Here is a 546-nt window from a genome sequence, read left to right on the forward strand (position 1 = left end):
CGATTCTCGGTGCGCTATGTGCAGAAGAAGGGCGTCGTGCTGATCGGCTTTCACGAGCGCAAGAGCCGCTATGTGGCCGACATGCAGGTCTGCAAGGTCGTGCCCAAGGTCGTCAGCGACCTGCTGATGCCGATGCGCGAGCTGATCATGGCGATGGCCGAGCGCGACCGCCTACCCCAGATCGAACTGGCCATGGGCGACGAGGTCATTGCGCTGGTGCTGCGCCACCTGAACCCGCTGCCGGACGGCGACATCGCGCTGCTGCGCGAGTTCGCCGCCAAACACGGCGTGCAGTGGTGGCTGCAGCCCAAAGGGCCGGACACGGTCAAGTTGCTCGACGAAGGCGGGCCGCAACTGGCCTACCGCCTGCCCGAGTTCGGCGTGACCATGCCGTTCAAGCCGACCGACTTCACGCAAGTCAACCCGCACATCAACGCCACCCTGGTCGGCCGTGCGCTGCGCCTGCTGGCTGTCGAGCCGGATGACCGGGTCATCGACTGGTTCTGCGGCCTGGGCAATTTCACGCTGCCGCTGGCCACCAAGGCG

1 protein-coding gene is annotated in these 546 nt (G+C 66.1%); it reads left to right on the top strand.

The window, feature by feature from the left end; translation table 11 throughout:
- On the top strand, positions 1-546 hold a 546-nt coding region (locus AC1DU6_RS35420; RefSeq protein WP_477863273.1), incomplete at both ends, for a class I SAM-dependent RNA methyltransferase family protein.

The sequence above is a fragment of the Roseateles sp. P5_B10 genome (assembly GCF_056400485.1).